Below are 19,931 nucleotides of genomic sequence, written 5' to 3' on the forward strand. Positions count from 1 at the left end.
TCATAGAGTTGAATAGTTAACCTGGATCACATTCCCGGTGTGGAAATATTTATCAAAATTCGTGCAATGCTTAACTGGAGTGAATGTGTGGCCCTCACCCCGGCCCTCTCCCTGAAAGGGAGAGGGGGAAAGGCGGGGCGCAATGCTTTGGCCTCAGTCCGTATTTGGGAATATGTTACCCCTTTTTCCCTTTCCCCTCTGGGGAGAGGGTCAGGGTGAGGGGAAAAAACAACCACGGAGCCCCTATGACCCAGCCTCGACCGTCCTTCTTCGCCAGCGCCCGTGGTCGCCTGCTGTTTTTCAACCTGCTGGTAGTGGCGGTCACGCTGATGGTCTGCGGCGTGGCGGTGCTCGGCTTTCAACACGCCAGCCGCCTCCAGGAACAGGTGCAGGGGCAAACGCTGCTCGACATGTCCGGCAGCATGGAGCTGGCGCGCGACACCTCCAACGTGGCGACGGCGGCGGTCAGGCTTTCTCAGGTCGTCGGCGCGCTGGAATATCAGAGCGAAGCGGAAAGCCTGAAACAGACCCAGCTTTCGCTGCAAAACTCGCTTTCTCATCTGGCTACCGCGCCGCTGGCCCGGCGTGAACCGCAGCTGGTCGGCCGGATTATCGCCCGCAGCAACGAGTTGGAAAGCAGCGTCACCAACATGCTGGTGATGGGGCACCGCCGCCACTTGCAGCGCAACCTGCTGCTAAGCGCCCTGTACCAGAACCAGAGCTATCTTGAGCACTTGCAGGAGGTTAACGCGCGCGAAGGGCTGAGCGTGCCGGATGCCGCGCTGCTGAAAGAGATGGATCGCCTGATGCTGGTGGCGATTCAGTCTTCCTCGCCGAGGCCGGCGGTACGACAGCTTAGCGAAGTGATGCAGCTTCTGCCCGAACGAGCGCCGTCGCCGCTGGCGGACAGTATTTTGCAGCAGTTCAGAAGCGGCCTACAGCAGCTGCCACCGCTTTCCGCCCAGCTTGAGGAGAGTGATCTGGGCATCGCCTGGCACATGTATCACATCAAAGCGCTGGTGGCTTTTCTGAATCAGGACATCAACCTGTACGTGCAAAAAGTCGGGGAAGAATCCCGGCAGCGCAGCCAGCAAAGTCACCGGGATTTGCAGTCCATTATCGCCTTTATCGGCCTGTTCGCCCTGCTGGCGCTGGTGATCACCGGCTTCGCCGGGCTGTATATCTACCGCAACCTGGGCTCTAACTTAACGGCCATTTCCCAGGCGATGACGCGGCTGGCGAAGGGCGAAAAAGAGGTCAGCGTGCCCGCGCAGCAGCGGCGCGATGAGCTGGGCGAGTTGGCCAGGGCGTTTAACGTCTTTGCCCGCAATACGGCGTCCCTGGAACACACTTCGCGCCTGCTGAAAGAGAAAAGTACCCTGCTGGAAACCACCTTCCACGCCATGCGCGATGGTTTTGCGCTGTTCGACAGCGACGGTTTCCTGGTTGTGTGGAACCAGCAGTACCCGCTGCTGCTGGGGCTGGATCCGCAGCGCCTGCAGCGCGGCCAGCATTACCTCGGGCTGCTCAAACAGGTCACGCCGCTTCAGGAACACATGCTCGGCAATCTCTCCCGAGCTTTACCAAAGCCGCAGGAACTGAGGCTGGCAGACGGGCGCACCATCGAGCTGCGCTTTAGCCCGGTGCCGGGGCGGGGCATGGTGAACGTGGTGCTGGAGCGCAGCGAGCGCAAGGCGCTTGAAGAGGCGCTGGTGCACAGTCAAAAAATGAAGGCGGTGGGGCAGCTCACCGGCGGCCTGGCGCACGACTTCAACAACCTGCTGGCGGTGATCATCGGCAGCCTGGAGCTGACCGCGACAGACTCACCGGATGCCGTGCGCATTCAGCGCGCGCTGAAGGCCGCCGAACGTGGCGCGCAGCTTACCCAGCGGCTGCTTGCCTTTTCCCGTAAGCAATCGCTGCACCCGCGTGCGGTGGCGATGAAAAGCCTGCTGGAAAACCTCGACCCGCTGATGCGCCACTCTTTGCCCGCCCACCTCACGCTTGCTGTTGAAGCCCAGCAGCCCGCCTGGCCCGCGTGGATTGACGTTAACCAACTGGAGAACGCGGTCATTAATCTGGTGATGAACGCCAGGGATGCGATGGAAGGCCGCAGCGGGGAAATTAAGATCCGCACCTGGAACCAGCGCGTGGTGCGTGGCGAAGGGCGCAAACAGGATATGGTGGTGATTGAAGTGGCCGACGCTGGCCATGGCATGACGGACGAAGTGAAAGCGCAGGTGTTTGAGCCGTTCTTTACCACCAAACAGACCGGGAGCGGCAGCGGGCTGGGGCTGTCGATGGTTTATGGCTTTGTGCGCCAGTCCGGCGGACGAGTGCAGATTGAAAGCGAGCCCGGCAAAGGGACTCGGGTCATACTGCAACTGCCTCGTGCGTCTGCGGAGGTGCAGCCGGAAGCCTTGCCGCTGGCCGGTGAACAGGCTGATATTGCCGACCAGCTTGTTCTGGTGCTCGAAGACGAGCCGGACGTGCGCCAGACGCTGTGCGAACAGCTGCACGAGCTGGGTTACCTGACGCTGGAAGCCAGCGACAGCCAGCAGGCGCTGGCGTTAATGGCTGAGGTACCGGACATCGGCCTCGTGATCAGCGACCTGATGCTGCCCGGCGAGCTAAGCGGCGCGGATGTGCTGCAGCAGGCTCGGCGCCACCATCCTCACCTGGATTTACTGCTGATCAGCGGGCAGGACCTTCGCCGCAGCGAACAGCACCTGCCCGACGTGGAGCTGCTGCGTAAGCCGTTTACCCGAGCGCAGCTTGCTGAGGCGCTACGTAAAGCGCGGGCAGGAAACAGGCGCGGGCAAGCGTAGCCGCACCCTGCGCGCCATTGAAGGCCGAGGAAGACGCGTCGATAAAGCGCACGGCATCATGCGGCAAAGGACGGCGCAGATAGCGCTTCGTCTGTGCCACCAGCGCCTCGCGCGGAAAATCGACCATGTCCATCACGCCGCCGCCGAGGATCACCGCATCCGGGTCGAACAGGTTGATGCTGGTGGCGATGGCGCGCGCCGCGTGGTCGAGCAGGGCAGCGACAAACGGTTCCTGGGCGGCAAAGGTAAACAGCTCGCCAATTTCATACGTTTTCGGGCATGCGTCGTACCAGCGTTTCAGGGCTATCCCCGAGCACACCGTCTCCAGACAGCCAGCATTGCCGCAGCCGCAGGTCAGGTGCATATCGCCCTGCGGAATATGGCCCAGTTCCCCGGCAACGCCGTGGGCGCCGGTCCAGGGGGCGCCGTTCAGCCAGACGGCAAAGCCCATGCCGGTGCCGAGATAAGCCCCCAGCACCTGCTGATGCTGCAGGCCGTTTTGCGCGACATCGAAAGAGAGCTGCAGGTTTACATCCCGAGAAAACTCGACCGGGCAGCCGAGAGCATCCTCCAGCTTACCTGCCAGCTCGTTCAGTTCCAGCGCGGAAAGCGGCAAATTTGGGGTGGAGATGATCGTCCGCTTGTCTTTGCCCACCAGCGCCGGGAACCCCATCACCATGCCGCGGCAGCGGGCGTGAAGACTGCCAAGCCGCTCGTTCAGCAGATGGGCGATCCCGCAGACCACGCCCCCTGCGATAATGTCTGCCGTGCGCTGTTTTTCACAATGCAGCACCGTGCCGGACTCGTCCTGCAAACACAGGCGGATATGGGTGGCGCCCATATCCACTCCGGCTACCACGTTAAGCGGTTTTGGCATGGGGCATAACCTCGTCTTTGGCCGCCAGGATCTGCTCGCTCATCACCTGCCAGGCCTCGTCGATGTCCCGGGCGTGGTTAAACAGCCCGGAAGTGCCGACGATAAACACATCTGCCCCGGCGGCCATGAGTCGTTCATAGGTTGCCGCGTTGCAGGAACCGTCAATTTCAATCTCGTAGCTCAGCCCTTCGCGCTCGCGCCAGGCTTTCAGCTCGGCCACTTTGTCCAGCATTTCCGGGATAAACGGCTGGCCGGCAAACCCTGGGTCAACGGTCATCACCGTCACCTTGTCTGCCTTATGAATGTAGTACTTCATCGCCTCAACCGGCGTTTCCGGGTTCAAAATCAGGCCAACTTTCATGCCGTGGCGGCGGATCTCTTCGATGAGGCGGAAGGCCTGGCCGTTAATGGTTTCCGGGTGCAGGGTGATAATGTCCGCCCCAGCCTCCGCCAGTGGGACGATGTAATCCTGCGGGCGGGTGACCATTAAGTGGCAGTCCAGCGGCTTACTGGCAAGCTTCCTGACCTGGCCGACGAAGAACGGGGACAGCGTCAGGTTCGGCACAAAGTGACCGTCCATAATGTCGATATGGAAGTAGTCCGCGTGCAGGTCGATAAACTCAATCTGTTCCTGGAATTTTGCCAGATCCATGCACATCAACGAGGGGGAAATTTTCATTACAAGCTCCTGTAAATCTATGGATTTCTGACAGCGGGTGCGGCCAACGCATCTGCCGTTCTTATTTACTGATTAACCGATCCAGGGCCACCGCGGCGATGATCAGCCCGCCCATCACCACCAGTTGGTAATAGGTTTGTACCTGGAGAATATTGAGCCCGTTGTTGATGGTGCCGATGATCAGGCCGCCAATCACCACCGAGAAAATCCGGCCCTTGCCGCCGAAGAAGCTGGTGCCGCCGATGATGGCACTGGCGATGGCGTAGGTTTCAAACCCCATGCCTGCCAGCGGCTCTGCCGCACCAAGACGCGCGGTTGAAACCACGCCCGCCAGCCCGGCGCAGATGCCGGAGATGATGAACACCACCAGCATGTGGAACTTCACGTCGATGCCGGAGTAGAACGCCGAGTTCTTATTGCCGCCGAGGGCGTAAATATTGCGGCCCAGCCGTGTGCGGGTGGTCAGGAACCACAGTATCCCGGCGACAATCAGCGAGAAGATCACCGGCACCGGAATGCCGAGCGGCGTGGCGGCGAAGAAATTCACGAAGTCGAACGAGAAGCCGTACACCGAGTTGGCATCAGAGATAACCAGCGTGATGCCGCGGAAGATGGCGTTGGTGCCGAGGGTGATGATGAACGGATGCAGCCCTGTCCAGTTGACCAGGCAGCCGTTAATCGCCCCCAGCAGCCCGCCGACAATCACGCCGCCAATCAGCGCCGCCAGGAACGGATCGACGCCCGCCAGCATCAGTTTGGCGGTGACCATGCCGGAAAGTGCCAGAATCGCACCCACCGACAGGTCGATCCCCGCTACCAGAATGGCGAAGAACTCCCCCATCCCGATAAGCACCGTCACCGAGCTTTGCACAAAGATGGCGCTGATGTTGCTGGCCGTCAGGAAGTACTCAGCGGAGAGCGTGCCGAAGATGGCGACGATAATCGCGAGAATGAAGAAGGTGCCGTATTTGTCCCAAAACTGGGCGAAATTGAACGGTTTTTTCTCGCTTTCTTCGCGTTTCATTCTTGTGGTAATGCCCATGCCATAATCTCCTCTTCGCTGATATCGTCGCGATTGGTCAGGATTTGCGTCAGTCGCCCTTCGCAGAACACGGCAATGCGGTCGCAGACGGCGATAATTTCGGGAAGCTCAGACGACACCATCAGGATGACTTTTCCGTCATCCGCCAGCTGGCGCATCACTTTGTAGATTTCGGCCTTCGCGCCGACGTCGATGCCGCGCGTAGGCTCATCGAAAATGATCACTTCCGGGTTGCAGCACAGCCACTTAGAAATCAGCACCTTCTGCTGGTTGCCGCCGGAAAGCTCGGTAATGTTCTGGTCGACGCTGTGACACTTCAGCGCCAGCAGTTGGCGCTGGGCTTCGGCGGTCTGGCGCTCTTCGGCTTCGTTAAACAGGCCCATCGCGCCTTTGTAACCGCCGCGCTTGAGGCTCTGACTGACGGCCATGTTCTGCGCGATGGAGAAGTTGGCGAAAAAGCCGTTATCGCGGCGGCTTTCGGTGATGTAGCCCATGCCTTTTTTCAGCGCGTCCATCGGTGAGCTCGGCGAGATGTTTTTTCCGTTAAGCAGAATCTCCCCGGATGAGCGCTTGTCCACGCCGAACAGGCAGTCCATTAGCTCGGTACGCCCGGAGCCGACGAGGCCGGAGAAGCCCAGGATCTCGCCCCGGTTGACGCTGAACGAAATATCTTTCACTTTTTTGCGATCGCGGCTGCTGACGTTTTTCACTTCAAACACCACGTCAGGCTCCACGTTCCCGGCGCTCTCTTTCATCGCGCTAAAGCGGTTTTGCAGCTCGCGGCCAACCATCAGGCGCACAATGTCATCGTTGGAGACGTCGCTGACCAGGCCGCTGCAGACGCTGCTGCCGTCTTTCATTACCGTGTAGCGGTCGCAGATGCGGCGGATTTCGGCGAGCTTATGGGAGATGTACACCATCGCCGTGCCTTCTTTCCGCAGCTGGTTCATGATGAGAAAAAGATAATCCACCTCTTTATTGGTTAAAGATGAGGTGGGCTCATCCATAATAATGACTTTGGCGTCCAGCATTAATGTTTTGGCAATTTCTAACATTTGCTTGTGGCTGATGGATAAATTACCCACCTTTTCATCGAGATCCACTTTTAAGCCGACACGTAAAAGCATCATCGCGGCGCGAATACGCATCTCTTTCCAGTCAACAATATTAATCCCGAAGACTTTTTTAGTGGTATGACGGCCAATATAAAGATTTTCTAAAACTGTTAATTCATCAATAACGCTGAGTTCTTGATAAATAATCCCAATGCCGAGCTGTGCCGCTAATTTATGATCAAGTTTTTCATAATTAACGTCATTAATCGTAATGGTGCCTTTGGTCGGTTCGTGAATACCCGACAGGACTTTCATCAGGGTTGATTTACCTGCACCGTTTTCCCCGAGCAGCGCGTGAATTTCGCCGGGAAATATTGTTAAATCAACCGATTTTAATGCGTGAACCGGACCAAAGGATTTGCCGATCCCCGCCATTGCAATGTATGGCGTGACCATGACGAGCCTCAATCATTTTTAGCGAAGGTTTCCCCTCACCCTAACCCTCTCCCCACAGGGGAGAGGGGACGGTACCGAGCTGATGTTGGTTTTCTCTCTCATCCCGAAAGGGAGAGGGAATAACTGCTGCCACTGCTTTTCTTTTAGTACTCTTTTCGCGTCTTTGCCCGCGGGAGATGGCTCCCCATTTTCTCCTTCTCCCCTTTGGTGAGAGGGGCGGGGTGAGGGGATAAAGCCACTCAAACCTTAACTATTTCGTCACCAGCACCGAATCCACCAGGCTAAACTGCGGGGCCTTATCCAGCGCAATCACCTTGCCGGTTTTCGCCGCATCTACCAGTAGTTTCAGGCCTGTCGCGCCGATATCCGCCGGGTTCTGCGCCACGGTGGCGGTCATCTGCCCGTCAGCCACCATCTTGCGGGCTTCCGGGATACCGTCGGTGCCAACCACCAGAATTTTCCCGGTCTTCCCAGCGTTGGCCACCGCCTGAGCGGCACCCATCGCCATGGTGTCGTTCGCGCAGTAGAAGGCTTTCAGATTCGGGTTACGCTGCAGCACGTTGGTGGCCACATCGAGTGCCTTGATGCGGTCCCAGTCGGCAGGTTGGCTGGCAACCAGTTTGATCTGGCTGGCTTTCTTAAAGGCATCGCTGGCGCCTACGCGGCGGGCTTCGCCGGAGGCGTTACCTGCTTTACCTTCGATGATGGCCACGTCGCCGCCTGCGGTGCCGAGCTTATCAATGATGAAGCCTGCGCCCTTCGCACCGACCGCCACGTTATCGGTAGTGACAAAGGCTTCGACGTTGCCGCCGGCTTTTTTCAGGTTATCCATATCGATTTTTTCATCGAGGTTGACCAGGTAAATGCCTTTTTTCCAGGCATTCGCGACCGGCACCACGAGGTTGACCGAGGAGAGCGGCGCAAAAGCGATGCCTTTGTATTTCTTATTGGTTAAATCTTCAAAAAGCTGTAATTGCGACTGGAAATCCCCTTCTGAAGGCGAAGCAAAAATATCTACGCTAACGCCCAGCGTTTTAGCTTCATCTTCAATACCTTTTTTCATATCCACCCAATAAGGGTTGGATAATGTTTTTAATACCACCGCATAATCGGCAGCCGCAAAAGCGCTGGTGGATAACATCAGGCCCATAGCAGCGCCGCTGAATATTTTCAGATATTTATTCATAATAATATTCTCAGTGTAGGGTACAGTCAGATCCCGCTGAGGCGGGATCTCTTTTTTACTTCAGCGCCCCTGGGGAAAAGAAATCCACAATTGCGCCGGTTTTTTGCATATTTAATGTTGCCTGTTCAATATTTTGCTGTGCGACTGAAACAAAAAATGCATCGAGTAACGTTAATTGTAATATACGCGCCGAGGCGTTACGGCCCAATAAAGGTGTCTCCGGCGCGGGCGAACAAATAATAAAGTCAGCCAGTCGGGCAATCGGCGAATGATAGCTATGAGTAATACAAATTATTTTTGCGCCGTTCTTTTTCGCCAGCTCCACCGCCGCTTTTAAATCACCGGTTCGCCCCGAATGGGACACCACCAGCACCACATCACCTTCTTTTAGCAGCGAGGCCGACATCATCATGATGTGGGCATCCTGGTAAGCCTGGCAGCGCACGCCGATGCGCAAAAACTTATGCTGAATGTCGTTACAAATGGCGTTTGAACCACCCACGCCGTACAAATCCCGCTGTTTTGCCTTCGCGAAGTAGCGCGCCGCGCGGTGGATCTCGTCCACGTTGACGATCGACTGCCCTTCCATAATGGTGCGCAGGGTGATGTTAAACACCTTGTTGACCACATCCTGCGGCGCTTCGTCGAAGGCAAGCTCGGTGGGCAGCACCTGCTCTGACTCGGAAAAGTAGGTGACCAGCGCGCTGCGCAGGTTACGGAAGCCGCTGAACCCCAGCAGCTTCGAGACTTTAACGATCATCGCTTCCGACACTGCAAGGGCTTCGGCAACGTCTTTAATGGCCGGGGCATCGCTCAGATTGCCGGGCTTCAACAACCAGTCGACGATGCGGCTTTCATTGTCCGTCATCCCCTCCTGCTTCATGCGCAGCCAGGGGGCAAGGCCGATGCCGAACGGCGGCTGTGAATCAATATCTGACTGACTCATCCTGTTCTCTCGTGTCCGTAGAGTGAAGACGTCACTATAACACCACAGCATGTGCAGAAAATATGCCGCATACTTCACAAAAATAATTAATTCATAAAGTTTTACTTTTTGTGAAGTAAGTTGAACGCGTTAATTAATTTATTTATATGAAATATAATGAATTAATTTAATTTTCCTCGTTAGTGGGAGTCGTTTTATAACGCCGGAGTGACAAGTTGATGCATTGTGTTGTGAAGAGAATCGGTGTAGAAATGGCCACGAACCCGGCAGTTTTGCCGATTAATTGGGCAGTGAACCGGTCTTAAATCACGAAAGCTGTCGGGTTCGTAAAGTAACGGCAACGGTGAGGATAAAATGAAAAAAATTGCATTTGGCTGTGACCACGTAGGCTTCCTGCTGAAGGCGGAGATTGTGACGCATCTTCAGGAGAAAGGGATTGAGGTGCTGGATAAGGGGACCTGGTCCGGTGAGCGCACCGATTATCCGCTCTACGCCAGCGCGGTGGCAGAAGCCGTGGTGAATGGCGAAGTCGAGGGCGGCATTTTAATTTGCGGCACCGGCGTGGGGATCTCGATCACCGCCAATAAATTTCCCGGTATCCGGGCGGTGGTCTGCAGCGAACCTTATTCCGCACTGCTTTCCCGCCAGCACAACAATACCAACGTGCTGGCTTTCGGCTCCCGCGTGGTGGGGCTGGATTTAGCTAAAATGATCGTCGATGCATGGCTAAGCGGGGAGTTTGAAGGCGGGCGGCATCAGGCGCGAGTCGAGGCCATTGGCGCGCTGGAATCGCCGAGAATTTGAGATTCCTCCGCTACTGCATATGAGGCCGCCTGATTACGCTGAGGCCAGTCCATCCTGGAGACTGACCGATGAAATCTTATGCCGCCGCGCTGCTGCTCGGCACGCTTTACCTGGCCTCGCCGTTCGCGCAGGCCGACGTGATTGATGACGCGATTGGCAATATCCAGCAGGCGTTTAGCGATGCCTACAAGCCGGGCAGCGACCGCGTTTATCATGATGACAGTGATGATTCGGCAGATCAGCGTCGGCTCAGCCGCCAGGACGAAGCCCGCTATCGCCAGCTGGAGGACAGACGCCGCAGCCTTGATGAACGGCAGAATCAGCTCGACCGCGAGCGCCAGCAGTTGGATGACGAAGAGGGCCGCCTGCAGGACGACGACGATCGCTAGTCCAGCACGATCTCCATGCCGTCAAAACCGGCTTCAAACCCTTCAGGCAATACGTTGTCCATCAGCCATGCATCAAACTGGTGGCTGATGTGGGTCAGCACGACTCGCGGGCTGCCAATCTGCTCGTTCAGCGCGATCACCGTGGTTAGGTCACAATGATTTTTGGGAGTGTCAGGCCGGGGTTCGCGGCTGCAATCTATCACCACTACTTCCGGGCGATTGGCGGCCAGAAACTTCAGGGTTTTGTCCGGCAGCCCCGCCGTATCGCTCAGCCAGGCCAGTCGGCTGTAGGCCGTTTCAAACAGATAGCCAAACGTCAGCTTTGAGTGCAGCAGCGGCAGCGGCGTGACGCGCAGCGCCTGCAGAGTGAAGGCGACAAACGGCTCGACGGTATGGCTAAAGTCCAGCAGGCCGGGGTGCTTGAACAGATCGTCGCAGCCTTGCTCATCCGGCGGACCGTAAACCGGGATTTTCTCGCCCATGCCCCAGCGCAACGGAAACAGCCCCTGGACATGATCCATATGGTAATGGGTGAGCAAAAACTGCTGAAAATCCCCCGGCTGCCAGCTGTCCATCAGGTCGGGTAGCCCCGCGTCTATCAGCGTAATCGCATCGTTATACTTGAGTACCGCGCTGCACGGGCGGCGGCGGTGGGCCGGATTGGTTCTGGCTCGTGAACAGGCGGCGCAGCGGCAGCCCCAGGCCGGGACAAGCTGCGCCCCGCCGGTGCCGCTAAGCGTTAGCGTGAGCGTCATCAGGTGTCTCCACCGGTTTGGTAAAGCGGATATGGGTGGCGCGGTAGCCTTCACGCTCGTAAAAACGATGGGCGTCTTTGCGGCTGGTGCTGGTCGAAAGCTCCGTCAGCTCCGCATCGGCTTTGCGTGCTTTTGCTTCTGCCCAGGCAAGCAGCTGTTTGCCTACGCCGTGACCGCGGGCTTCTTCCAGCACCACCAGCTCCTGGATTTCGCCGATGCGGCGGGCGTGATGCAGATGGTATTGCAGGTGCAGGCTGATCATCCCCACGGCTTTATTCCCCAGCCACGCCAGATGATAAAAGATATTCGGATCGCGCAGGTTCTCCGTGAAGCAGGCGTTAAAGCCGGGGCGGTCGGCCTGAGCCTGTTTCAGCTCGCAAATCATGCGGTAAACGGTGTCGCTGTCTTCGATAGCGGCGGCTTTCAATTTAACAACATCAGACATGGCGGGGCTCCTTGCGGTGAAGAGGGATAACGTTCGAGCGGTGCTGGGCTAACAGCCGCATAAACAATGCGGCAGACTGTAGCAGACTCCCGTCGTTGTTGAGTATCAGGCAATCGCCTCCCTCTGGCGAATAAAGCGCGGCCCGCTGCAGCCGCTGCTCGATTTGCTCTGCGTTTTCCCGCCCGCGCTGTTCCAGCCGCTGGCGCAGCACGTCCGACGAAACCTGCAGGCAGATGGGCACCAGCCCATCGCCATAGCGTTCCCGCGCCTGTTTCAGGTGCTGGCGCGAGCCGTTCACCACCACGTCAAATCCGGCTTCGAGCCATATATCCATTTCCACGCCGACGCCGTAGGAGTGCTCATGCGCCTGCCAGCTCAGGGCAAACAGCCCCAGCTGCTGGCGCTGCTCAAACTCGTTTGCGCTTAGCGCAATGTGGTTCTCGCAGCCTGCGTCGGCGGCGCGGGTAATGTACCGGTGCGCCACCAGCAGCCTGGCGTGCTCCTGCTGGCGCAGGGCGCTCAGCAGGCTGTCTTTGCCGGAGCCGGACGGGCCCATCAGCCAGATTAGTTTACTCATCAGAACACCCGAATTCCCTGGCGCCAGACGTGATCAACATGGATATGGTCGCCGTGCATGTGCGCCAGCACCAAATCCGCGCGTTTCCCTTCCGCCAGCGTTCCCCGGTCTGCCAGATTCAGCGCCCGTGCCGGGTTGCGAGTCACCAGGTGAATCGCCTGCGCCAGCGTGAAGCTGTTGCTGTCGTCGTGCGCCACGCGGAAGGCCGCATCCAGCAGGCTTGCCGGGTAGTAATCCGAGGAAAGGATATCCAGCAGCCCGGCCTGAGCAAGATGGCTGGCCGCCACGTTGCCGGAGTGAGAGCCGCCGCGCACGATGTTTGGCGCGCCCATCAGCACGCTCATACCGTGGCGACGAGAGGCTTCGGCGGCTTCTTCCGTGGTCGGGAATTCGGCGATCACGCTGCCGATTTCGTGGGACTCCACCACGTGGGCGGTCGTCGCATCGTCATGGCTGGCGAGGGCGATATTGCGGTCGCGGCAGCGGGCGGCAATGGCCTGGCGGTTTGGCTGTGACCAGCGGGCCGCCAGCGTCAGCTGTTCTTCTTCAAAGCGATCCATCTGCTCGTTGGTGAGATGGTATTTGCCCTGATAGTAGTCGCGGTATTTGGACAGCTCCGCGTACTGGCGCTGGCCCGGCGAATGGTCCATCAGTGAAACGAGGGAGACCAGTTCGCGATCAACCAGCTTGTCGAACAGCGGCAGCGTGGTGTGGTGCGGCAGTTCGCAGCGCAGATGCAGGCGATGTTCGGCGCGGTTGAGGCCACGCTTTTGCGTATCCTCCACGGCGTTGATCATTTTTTCGAGGTTTTCCAGGCGGTCGCCACCGTCGCGCACGTCGCCGATGGCAACGGCGTCCAGCACGGTGGTGATACCGCTCGCCACCATCAGCGCGTCGTGGCTGCTCATGGCGGAGTGCGCCGGCCAGTCAACCTTTGGCCGTGGGGTAAAGAATTTATCCAGGTTGTCGGTGTGCAGTTCAATCAGCCCCGGCAGCAGCCAGCCGCCGCCGCCGTCGTGTGCGCCCGGCAGCTGGCTTTGGGTCTCGGCAAAGTTGCGAATCACACCGTCGGCCACTTCCAGTGAGCCACTGACCACTTCTTCTTCCAGCACCAGGCGAACATTATTGATAATCATGTTGGGGCTCCATCGCGGACATCGTATGCAGGCGGTCGGCCACCTGCTCACGTACAGCTTCATCGTGGAAGATGCCGACAATGGCCGCTCCACGCGCTTTTGCTTCCTGAATCAAAGCCACCACGGCGGCGCTGTTTTTGGCGTCCAGCGAGGCGGTAGGCTCATCAAGCAGTAAAATGGGGTAATCAACAATAAAGCCGCGGGCGATGTTCACGCGCTGCTGCTCGCCGCCGGAGAAGGTCGACGGGGCCAGGTGCCACAGGCGCTCCGGTACATTGAGCCGGGTCAGCAGGCTGGCGGCTTTTGCCTCGCACTCTTCGCGCGACACGCCCAAATCCAGCAGCGGCTGCATGACGACTTCGAGCGCCGAAATACGCGGGATAACGCGCAGGAACTGGCTCACCCAGCCGATGGTCTGGCGGCGTACCGCCAGCACTTCGCGCGCCGGGGCCTGCACGATGTCGATCCATTCGTCGTTGTGCTTAACCCAGATGTGTCCTTCATCCGGCAAATAGTTGGCGTAGAGCGAGCGCAGCAGGGTGGATTTCCCGCTGCCGGAGTGGCCGTGCAGCACCACGCATTCACCGCCTTTGACTTCCAGCGAGGCGTTGGCCAGTACCGGCAGGCGAATGCCGTGCTGATGGTGCAGGACAAAGGTTTTGCTCAGGTTTTCAACCCGTATTCTGGTCATAGCGAGTACCTAATTCTGAAGGACGGAGGACACCAAAAGCTGGGTATACGGGTGATGCGGGTCGTCCAGCACGCGGTCGGTCAGCCCACTTTCCACCACTTTGCCCTGTTTCATCACCAGCAGGCGGTCGGCCAGCAGGCGAGCCACGCCCAGATCGTGGGTGACTATCACCACGGCCAGGTTCAGCTCCACTACCAAACCACGCAGCAGGTCGAGCAGGCGCGCCTGCACGGACACATCCAGCCCGCCGGTCGGTTCATCCATAAAGACCAGCTTCGGATGGGTGACCAGGTTGCGGGCGATCTGCAGGCGCTGCTGCATCCCGCCGGAAAACGTGGTCGGCAGGTCGTCGATACGGGCCGACGGAATCTCAACTTCTTCCAGCCAACGCTGGGCGGTGGCGCGAATGTCACCGTAGTGGCGCGCCCCGGTGGCCATCAGCCGTTCGCCGATGTTGCCCCCGGCGGAAACGTGGCGGCGCAGGCCGTCCATCGGATGCTGGTGAACCACGCCCCATTCAGTGCGCAGCAGGCGGCGGCGTTCGCCTTCCGACATGTCATACAGCGAACGGTCGAGGTAAATCACTTCCCCTTCCTGCGGCGCAAGGCGGGCGGAAATGGCTTTCAGCAGCGTCGTTTTGCCGGAGCCGGACTCGCCCACAATACCCAGCACTTCTCCGGGCCAGAGGTCAAACGACACGTCCATAAAGCCTTTGCCGGGCGCATAGAGGTGGGTGAGGTTATTCACCGAAAGTAACGGGCTGGTCATGACTGAGAGGCCTCACTGTTCTGGCGGCAGTAGTCGGTATCGGAGCAGACGAACATGCGGTTGCCCGCGTCGTCGAGCACCACTTCATCAAGGTAGCTGTGGCGTGACCCACAAATCGCGCACGGCTCTTCCCATTCCTGCACCTGGAAGGGATGGTCGTCGAAGTCGAGGCTCTCTACGCGGGTAAACGGCGGCACGGCGTAAATGCGTTTTTCGCGTCCGGCACCGAACAGCTGCAGCGCAGGGGACATGTGCATTTTCGGGTTATCGAATTTCGGGATCGGCGACGGGTCCATCACGTAGCGATCGTTCACCTTCACCGGGTAGGCGTAGGTGGTAGAGATATGGCCGAAGCGGGCGATATCTTCGTACAGTTTCACCTGCATCACGCCGTACTCTTCCAACGCGTGCATGGTGCGGGTTTCCGTTTCGCGTGGTTCGATAAAGCGCAGCGGTTCAGGGATCGGCACCTGATAAATCAGGATCTGATCTTCCACCAGCGGCGTTTCCGGGATGCGGTGGCGGGTCTGCACCAGCGTCGCGTCTTCGGTACGTTCGGTGGTGTTTACGCCGGTCACCCGCTTGAAGAAGTTGCGGATTGAGACGGCGTTGGTGGTGTCGTCCGCGCCCTGGTCAATCACTTTCAGCACGTCAGACTCGCCAATCAGGCTGGCGGTCAACTGAATGCCGCCGGTGCCCCAGCCGTAAGGCATTGGCATTTCGCGGCCGCCAAACGGCACCTGGTAACCTGGAATCGCCACCGCTTTTAGCATTGCGCGACGGATCATGCGTTTGGTTTGCTCGTCCAGATAGGCAAAGTTATAGCCGCTCAGGTTAGCCATTGGCTCGCTCCTTTATCAGGCGGTTAAGCAGCTCCAGTTCGGCCTGGAAATCCACGTAATGAGGCAGTTTGAGGTGGGACACAAAGCCTGCCGCTTCCACGTTATCCGCGTGGGATAACACGAACTCTTCGTCCTGCGCGGGGCCAGCGACGTTTTCGTCGTAGTCCGGGGCCTGTAGCGCACGGTCAACCAGCGCCATCGCCATGGTTTTGCGCTCGCTCATGCCAAACGCCAGGCCATAGCCGCGGGTGAAGTGCGGCGGTTCGTCTGCCGGGGCAACAAAGCCGTTCACCATTTCGCATTCGGTCATCAGCAGTTCGCCGATGTTCACCGCAAAACCTAGCTCTTCCGGTACAATTTCGATGTCTACGTAGCCGCTGCGGATCTCGGCGGCAAACGGGTGGTTGCGCCCGTAGCCGCGCTGGGTGGAATAGGCGAGCGCCAGCAGGTAGCCTTCGTCGCCGCGCACCAGTTGTTGCAGACGCGAAGAGCGTGAGCACGGGTAAACCGGCGGGTTGCGGGTGATATCGTCCGGCTGCGCGCCATCGTCTTCTTCGACTTTGGCCAGACCCTGTTTCGCCAGCATGCTGAACACATGCGGGGCTGGATCGCTTTGCTCGTCGGCCTGTTCGGCGTCAGGAATTTCGCCGTTAGCCAGCAGCGTGAAGTCCAGCAGGCGGTGCGTATAGTCGTAGGTTGGGCCCAGCAGTTGGCCGCCAGGGACGTCTTTATAAACGGCGGAGATACGGCGCTCGAGGCGCATTTCGGCGGTGTTCAGCGGCTCGCTCACGGCAAGACGAGGCAGCGTGGTGCGGTAAGCACGCAGCAGGAAAATCGCCTCGATCATGTCGCCGCTGGCTTGCTTGATGGCCAGCGCGGCGAGTTCCCGGTCGGCGATGCCGCCTTCCGTCATCACGCGGTCCACGGCCAGGCCAAGCTGCTGCTCAATCTGCGCGACGCTAAGCTCTTTTAGCGTTTCATCGCCGCGTCGGTTGCGCTCCTGCAGGGCGTGGGCGGCGGAGATTGCCTTCTCGCCCCCTTTGACGGCAACGTACATCAGCACACCTCCACGTGGGTGGTCCGTGGGATAGCCAGCAGGCGATCGCCACAGGTCAAAATCAGGTCAATGCCCAGTGGGAACGGGTGCGGGCGTTCGGTCAGTTCGTGCAGGACGCATTCCGGCAGCTGTGGGGCAATCATGCGCTCTTCGTTGATGCCCGCGCCGGTCAGGCGAAGCATGCGTCCGCCGCTCAGGCTGGACACCTGCAGAATCAGCGTCGCGCTGGTATCGGGGGCGATGTCGCAGCCCTGAGCCAGCAGGTTCAACTGTTCGGAAGAGATCGCGTCGCTGGCCACGGCGAACTGCGCGTGGTCAGGCTGTTCGCACAGCGGCGCATTGGTATGAAAACGAATGTTCTGCGCGGCAATATCGTTGCCCAATGTGGCGTCTATCCACACCGGCGTGTCGTTATCGGCCAGCGTAAGCAGCACGCTGGTGGTCGCCACATTCAGCGGCAGCCAGCCCTGCTGCAGCGAAGTCAGCGCGACAATCACGCCCGGCTCGCTCATCGCTTTGAGCAGGCGACGGAAACTCTGCTGGGCATCCTGCACCGGAAGGGTAAAAGCGGTCATTAAAGTCATGTGTTGTCTCCGCGTACCAGCGTGAAGAAGTCCACGCGGCTGCTGTTAACTTCTGCGCGGCGAGCGGCAAGGCGTTGTTCACGGTTGGCCGCCAGCGGTGCAATTAAGGTTTCTTGTAGCGAGTGAAAATGCGCGGTTTCCTGCATCAGAGCGTCGATCACCGCGCAACATTCGGCGTGCTGTTTGTCGCGGCCAAGCAGGTAGCTGTAGCCGTAGGTGCCGCTCGCCAACTTGACCACCGAGCGGGTCAGCGTGGCGTCGCCGGTGAAAAAGCGTTGGCCGGTGCCGCCCATGCGGGCCTGCACCTGAACCAGGCCGATTTCCGGTGCGCGAATAAGCGTGTAGTCCGCCTGAATGTTCAGGCTACGCCAGCGCTCAAGAAGCTCCTGCGGCTGGCTGTGTGACAGCACCGCCATCCACTCGCGGCGCTGTTCATTGTTAAAATGGCTGGTGTCCATTTAGTGCTCCATGGTGAATTCAATCATGTCGGCGCGGGTAAGGCTGACGGAGTATTCCGTCGCTTTGGCCTCGCCTTCACGGTGGTTAAGGGTGCGAACACAGAGCAGCGGTGCCATGTTGGGGATTTCCAGCAGGCGGCTCTCTTTGGCCTGGGAACGACGGGCGCTGATGCGGGTTTGGGCGCGGGTCAGGGCAATACCTAACTCGGCTTGAAGGAAATCGTGCAGCGATCCGTGGCTGAAGGTTTGCAGCGCGGGCCACCAGGCCTGCTCGGCGAAATAGTGGTCGATGATGCACACCGCGATACCGTTCACCCGGCGCAGGGTGCGCAGATGAATAACGTTGTCCCCTTCGGCCAGCCCCAGCGCATCCGCCACGTCCTGAGAGGCCGGGCGAATCACCGCCAGCAGGCGTTCGCTGGTGGGATGGCTGCCCTGATCCAGCAGGTTCTGGCTAAAGCGAGCCTGGGCGTTGAGCGGGTAGTCAAACGGGCGCATCAGCACCAGGACGCCGACGCCCTGGCGGCGCTGAACCCAGCCTTTATTGACCAGCTCGTCAATGGCGCGGCGCAGCGTGTGGCGGTTGACTTCGTAGTAGGCGGCCAGCTGAGTTTCGGCAGGAAGATAGTCGCCACAGCGGTAGTTGTTGCGCAGCTCCTGCTCGAGCCGGGCGGCTATCTCCTGATAGCGGGTTGGGTAACTGGTCGGATGTCTGGACAAGTGCATAACAGTCAAAGCCTCTCAAATCAGATAAAGCGAATGCGCACGCACGGCTGCTGGGCTGTGCATGGGTTTTGCTTGATGAGGTGAAGAGTCGTTTGCATCACGGGCCTCCTTCAAAAGTTGCCTCATGGTGCCGGGGGAAAGTGACGGTTTTGTTAATGATTGGTTTCTGTACGATGAAGAGTTGAAGTTTGCGGTCAGCAGGCAGCCCTGTTTTTCGAGGAATCAGAGAGTTGCTTTGTTTTCGCTAAAAAACGGGGAGAGGATGGGGAGTAAAAGGGTAAGTGCAGGACAATCATACGTAGGCAATTTTTACCCGTGGCGTTTGCAATTGATTGATGAATATATTCTATATCCAGGTGTTGCTTATCTTTAAATATATTTTCTTATTACTGAAATAATAGGGCTAGATTCGGAGTAATTAATTTATCGCCTATGCCGAGTGCATCCTGGTATGTTGACCCTTTTTGTCTGGAATAAATTCTTTGAAAAGGAATAGTGAAATAGTATCAAAAAAATGAATATATAAGCTGCATTGATTTACTTGAGTTTTTAATCGGTCATAAAAATAAAGGGCCCGGAATAGCGGGCCCAAAAAAGAATCATTGAATATAGCGCTTTATCTTTCGACGTTGACCATCCACGGAATGCCGAACTTATCCGTCAGCGAGCCATAGCCTTTTGCCCAAAAAGTTTCGCTCCAGGGCATGGTGACGGTGCCGCCAGCGGAGAGGGCGTCAAACCAGCGTTTACCCTCTGCCGGGTCCTGGCTGGCAAGGCAGAGTGAAAAGCCGCTGTGCTGTGGTTTTTCCCCGCTCATGCTGGCGTCGGTCATCATCAAATCGTTACCGGCTACCCGCAAATTTGCGTGCATAACGCTGTCGTCAGAATAGACGCCCGCGCCGCTACAGCCCTCGGCATTGGTTGCTTCTTTGGGCATTTCACCGAAGGTAATTTTGAACGTCAGTTCGGCGCCCAAAGCCTGCTGGTAAAAGGCGATGGCCTCCGCGCAGCGACCGTTTAATGAGATGTAGGGTCCTAAAGGCATAACCGAATCCTCTGTAAGGAGAGTGCAGAAGAAGTGTAGGTTGTGCGGGACAGGTAAGCCAGGCGGGGCAGGCAGAAGAGCCGCCTGCCGGGGGAGATTAGTTCTTTTTCACAAACTCGGATTTCAGCTTCATCGGGCCAAAACCGTCGATTTTACAGTCGATATTGTGGTCGCCCTCTACCAGGCGAATATTCTTCACTTTGGTGCCGATCTTTAACATCGAAGAGCTGCCTTTGACCTTCAGATCTTTCACGACGGTAACGCTGTCGCCGTCGGCCAGCAGGTTGCCATTGGCATCTTTTACGACCAGCGCGGCGTCTTCTTCGCTCGCCGCGGCCGGGTTCCATTCATGAGCGCACTCCGGGCAAATCAGCATGCCGTTGTCTTCGTAGGTGTATTCGGAATTGCACTTCGGGCAATGAGGGAGTTGCATTATCTGATCCTCAAGGTGAGATAAAGTAATGAAAAATAGCGATTTGGCCGTAAAAATATGCTGAATCGCGAAAAAGTGCTGAGATTATACATCAAATCCCTACATTTGCAGGGATTATTGCCGTAAACCTATGCCCGGCAGGCTTTCTGGCC

22 protein-coding genes are annotated in these 19,931 nt (G+C 58.1%); 3 read left to right on the top strand and 19 right to left on the bottom strand.

Annotation, left to right across the window (positions count from 1 at the left end; genetic code table 11):
* The first annotated feature begins 245 nt into the window (after positions 1 to 245).
* Positions 246 to 2,828 carry an ATP-binding protein gene (locus ACR6JA_RS20615; RefSeq protein ID WP_494494259.1) on the top strand — a complete coding sequence of 861 codons (2,583 nt, stop codon included), beginning with the start codon at positions 246 to 248 and terminating at the stop codon, positions 2,826 to 2,828.
* Here the strand turns inward: ACR6JA_RS20615 and alsK are convergent.
* The 6 genes from alsK to ACR6JA_RS20645 all read right to left on the bottom strand — a co-directional run bounded on the left by alsK (position 2,761) and on the right by ACR6JA_RS20645 (position 9,069).
* Positions 2,761 to 3,705 (bottom strand): allose kinase, encoded by a 945-nt coding sequence (gene alsK, locus ACR6JA_RS20620; protein WP_494494258.1) that lies wholly within the window; start codon positions 3,703 to 3,705, stop codon positions 2,761 to 2,763. The genes ACR6JA_RS20615 and alsK overlap by 68 nt on opposite strands.
* Positions 3,689 to 4,384 carry a D-allulose 6-phosphate 3-epimerase gene (gene alsE, locus ACR6JA_RS20625; protein WP_213714857.1) on the bottom strand — a complete coding sequence of 232 codons (696 nt, stop codon included), beginning with the start codon at positions 4,382 to 4,384 and terminating at the stop codon, positions 3,689 to 3,691. The genes alsK and alsE overlap by 17 nt, the downstream gene beginning before the upstream one ends.
* Positions 4,385 to 4,445: 61 nt before the next feature.
* Positions 4,446 to 5,426: a D-allose ABC transporter permease gene (gene alsC, locus ACR6JA_RS20630; protein ID WP_038476559.1), complete on the bottom strand. Its 981-nt coding sequence runs from the start codon at positions 5,424 to 5,426 to the stop codon at positions 4,446 to 4,448.
* On the bottom strand, positions 5,405 to 6,937 hold the full coding sequence (alsA, locus tag ACR6JA_RS20635; RefSeq protein WP_008455742.1) for a D-allose ABC transporter ATP-binding protein AlsA: 1,533 nt from the start codon (positions 6,935 to 6,937) through the stop codon (positions 5,405 to 5,407). Before alsA ends, alsC begins: the two co-directional genes overlap by 22 nt.
* Positions 6,938 to 7,187: 250 nt before the next feature.
* Entirely contained in the window at positions 7,188 to 8,123 is a 936-nt protein-coding gene (gene alsB, locus ACR6JA_RS20640) for a D-allose transporter substrate-binding protein (protein WP_494494257.1), read from the bottom strand.
* A gap of 55 nt (positions 8,124 to 8,178) precedes the next feature.
* A complete protein-coding gene (locus ACR6JA_RS20645) occupies positions 8,179 to 9,069 on the bottom strand; it encodes a MurR/RpiR family transcriptional regulator (RefSeq protein ID WP_008455739.1) in 891 nt (296 codons plus the stop codon).
* Positions 9,070 to 9,423: 354 nt separating this feature from the next.
* Between ACR6JA_RS20645 and rpiB the strand changes: the two genes are divergently transcribed.
* On the top strand, positions 9,424 to 9,873 hold the full coding sequence (rpiB, locus tag ACR6JA_RS20650; protein ID WP_494494256.1) for a bifunctional allose-6-phosphate isomerase/ribose-5-phosphate isomerase RpiB: 450 nt from the start codon (positions 9,424 to 9,426) through the stop codon (positions 9,871 to 9,873).
* Between the two features lie 68 nt (positions 9,874 to 9,941).
* Positions 9,942 to 10,262: a DDRRRQL repeat protein YjdP gene (yjdP, locus tag ACR6JA_RS20655; protein ID WP_008455735.1), complete on the top strand. Its 321-nt coding sequence runs from the start codon at positions 9,942 to 9,944 to the stop codon at positions 10,260 to 10,262.
* On the opposite strand, the gene phnP is transcribed toward yjdP, so the two are convergent.
* The 13 genes from phnP to ACR6JA_RS20720 form a co-directional block, all read right to left on the bottom strand.
* Positions 10,259 to 11,017 (bottom strand): phosphonate metabolism protein PhnP, encoded by a 759-nt coding sequence (gene phnP / locus ACR6JA_RS20660; protein WP_494494255.1) that lies wholly within the window; start codon positions 11,015 to 11,017, stop codon positions 10,259 to 10,261. The two genes, yjdP and phnP, sit on opposite strands and share 4 nt — an antisense overlap.
* Entirely contained in the window at positions 10,995 to 11,462 is a 468-nt protein-coding gene (gene phnO, locus ACR6JA_RS20665) for an aminoalkylphosphonate N-acetyltransferase (RefSeq protein WP_494494254.1), read from the bottom strand. Before phnO ends, phnP begins: the two co-directional genes overlap by 23 nt.
* A complete protein-coding gene (gene phnN, locus ACR6JA_RS20670; protein ID WP_237717570.1) occupies positions 11,455 to 12,042 on the bottom strand; it encodes a ribose 1,5-bisphosphokinase in 588 nt (195 codons plus the stop codon). The genes phnO and phnN overlap by 8 nt, the downstream gene beginning before the upstream one ends.
* Positions 12,039 to 13,175 carry an alpha-D-ribose 1-methylphosphonate 5-triphosphate diphosphatase gene (gene phnM, locus ACR6JA_RS20675; protein ID WP_008455728.1) on the bottom strand — a complete coding sequence of 379 codons (1,137 nt, stop codon included), beginning with the start codon at positions 13,173 to 13,175 and terminating at the stop codon, positions 12,039 to 12,041. Before phnM ends, phnN begins: the two co-directional genes overlap by 4 nt.
* Complete coding sequence (gene phnL, locus ACR6JA_RS20680) at positions 13,162 to 13,866, bottom strand: phosphonate C-P lyase system protein PhnL (protein WP_494494253.1); 705 nt, start codon at positions 13,864 to 13,866, stop codon at positions 13,162 to 13,164. Before phnL ends, phnM begins: the two co-directional genes overlap by 14 nt.
* Before the next feature lie 9 nt (positions 13,867 to 13,875).
* A complete protein-coding gene (gene phnK / locus ACR6JA_RS20685) occupies positions 13,876 to 14,634 on the bottom strand; it encodes a phosphonate C-P lyase system protein PhnK (RefSeq protein WP_008455724.1) in 759 nt (252 codons plus the stop codon).
* Complete coding sequence (locus ACR6JA_RS20690) at positions 14,631 to 15,476, bottom strand: alpha-D-ribose 1-methylphosphonate 5-phosphate C-P-lyase PhnJ (RefSeq protein WP_008455722.1); 846 nt, start codon at positions 15,474 to 15,476, stop codon at positions 14,631 to 14,633. Before ACR6JA_RS20690 ends, phnK begins: the two co-directional genes overlap by 4 nt.
* Positions 15,469 to 16,533, bottom strand: coding sequence for a carbon-phosphorus lyase complex subunit (locus ACR6JA_RS20695; protein WP_213714841.1), 1,065 nt, complete (start codon positions 16,531 to 16,533; stop codon positions 15,469 to 15,471). The genes ACR6JA_RS20690 and ACR6JA_RS20695 overlap by 8 nt, the downstream gene beginning before the upstream one ends.
* Positions 16,533 to 17,117 carry a phosphonate C-P lyase system protein PhnH gene (phnH, locus tag ACR6JA_RS20700; RefSeq protein ID WP_008455719.1) on the bottom strand — a complete coding sequence of 195 codons (585 nt, stop codon included), beginning with the start codon at positions 17,115 to 17,117 and terminating at the stop codon, positions 16,533 to 16,535. Before phnH ends, ACR6JA_RS20695 begins: the two co-directional genes overlap by 1 nt.
* Positions 17,114 to 17,575, bottom strand: coding sequence for a phosphonate C-P lyase system protein PhnG (gene phnG / locus ACR6JA_RS20705; RefSeq protein ID WP_494494252.1), 462 nt, complete (start codon positions 17,573 to 17,575; stop codon positions 17,114 to 17,116). The genes phnH and phnG overlap by 4 nt, the downstream gene beginning before the upstream one ends.
* Positions 17,576 to 18,301, bottom strand: a complete 726-nt coding sequence (gene phnF / locus ACR6JA_RS20710) for a phosphonate metabolism transcriptional regulator PhnF (RefSeq protein WP_008455715.1) — start codon at positions 18,299 to 18,301, stop codon at positions 17,576 to 17,578.
* Positions 18,302 to 18,917: 616 nt separating this feature from the next.
* Positions 18,918 to 19,346, bottom strand: a complete 429-nt coding sequence (gene yjdN, locus ACR6JA_RS20715; RefSeq protein ID WP_008455712.1) for a VOC family metalloprotein YjdN — start codon at positions 19,344 to 19,346, stop codon at positions 18,918 to 18,920.
* 97 nt (positions 19,347 to 19,443) lie between these two features.
* Entirely contained in the window at positions 19,444 to 19,779 is a 336-nt protein-coding gene (locus ACR6JA_RS20720) for a zinc ribbon domain-containing protein YjdM (RefSeq protein ID WP_008455710.1), read from the bottom strand.
* Between the last annotated feature and the right edge of the window lie 152 nt (positions 19,780 to 19,931).

This window comes from Cedecea sp. B1(4) (assembly GCF_059414925.1).